The sequence below is a fragment of the Kitasatospora sp. MBT66 genome (assembly GCF_000710405.2).
In the GTDB taxonomy this organism is placed as follows: Bacteria; Actinomycetota; Actinomycetes; order Streptomycetales; family Streptomycetaceae; genus Kitasatospora; species Kitasatospora purpeofusca.
Map to the genome: position 1 here is coordinate 334,898 of NZ_JAIY01000008.1, position 1,331 is coordinate 336,228.

At 81.7% G+C, this 1,331-nt stretch carries 1 pseudogene; it reads left to right on the forward strand.

What is annotated here, in order from left to right:
• Positions 1 to 1,166 (forward strand): annotated as a pseudogene (locus tag BI06_RS22810) (hypothetical protein); the annotation flags it as partial.
• Positions 1,167 to 1,331: the final 165 nt, after the last annotated feature.

A 1,331-nucleotide genomic window follows, 5' to 3' on the forward strand; every position in this document is an offset into this window, starting at 1 on the left:
AGCCGGGACTCCGCTTCGACCAGGGCGGGTTCCCCCGCCATCGCGCGCCGGACTCCGGTCGCGGGCCCACGGTGCGGCGCCGGGTGGTCACCACCGGGGTACTGGCCGCCGTCCTGGCCGCGCCGGTGGTCGCGCTGTGGGCCGGGCACCGGAGCGGCGGCGGGCCGGGGGCGGCCGCGGCGGTCTCCTCGGTCCGGGTCGAGGACGACGGGCGCCCGGCGGGCGGGAGGCGTCCCGGGGGCGCGGCGGACGCCACGGCGGGCCGGGGCCCGGACGCCCCGGCCGTCCCGGTGGACGGCACGGTGCTCGGCGCCGTGGTCGGCGCGGCCGGGGGGACCGGCGGAATCGGTGGGACCGGCGGGGCCGCGGGCCGGGGTGCCGGACCGGCGGTGGCCGGGATGGAGCTCGCCGGGGCGGGGCCGCTCAGTGCAGAAACGTTGCTGCCGGGGATCCAGGGCCCGCTGATCCCGGTCCCGGCCCACGGTGCGACCCCGCTCGCCAGCCCCACCCTGGTCGCGGCACCGGCCCCCGCCGGCGGGGCGGCGGTCGTGCCGTCCGGCCCGGGCGGCTCCTCGAACGGTGCGCCCGCACCGTCCGGTCTGCTGACCGTCGAGGCGGGCGAGTACGGCAACCGGACGGTGCTCACCCTCACCAACTCCGGCGGCACCGAGATCCGCTGGCACGCCGTGGTGGACGCGTCCTGGCTGCGGCTCAGCCGCGACTCCGGGACGCTCGCGCCCGGGCAGCGGATCACGGTGATCGTCAGCGTCGACGAGGACCTCGCCCCGGCGACCCGCTGGACCGCCCGGATCGCGCTGCCGCCCTCGCAGGCCGTGGTCACCCTGGAGGGCGGACCGCAGCACCGCGGCGGGTCCACCTCGGCCCCGGCCGAACCGGGCACCGGCGAACCGACCGCCGCGCCGAGCCCCACCCCCACCGGCGGGCCGACCCCGTCCGGCACCCCGTCCCCCACCGCCCCTCCGTCGGCCACCCCGGCCCCGACGACGACCCCGACCGGCGGCGCGACCCCCACCGCGACGCCCGCGTCGCCCACACCGGCACCCACGTCCACGCCGGCTCCGACCGGGTCGGCGACCCCGTCCCCGGCCCCGTCCACCGCCGCTCCCTCCGGGCCGGCCCCCTCGACGGGCCCCACGCCGCACTGAGCCGCCCGGGGCGGCCCCCCGACCCCCGCTACCGCCGGCGCAGCGGCGGGACGCGGTACGAGCCGTCCAGGGCCGCCGGGCCGGGACGGTAGAGGCGCAGCACCGCGGTGAACGGGCCCTCGGGCACGGGCAGCCAGTTGGCGGCCCCGGCCGGGTCGGCGGGCC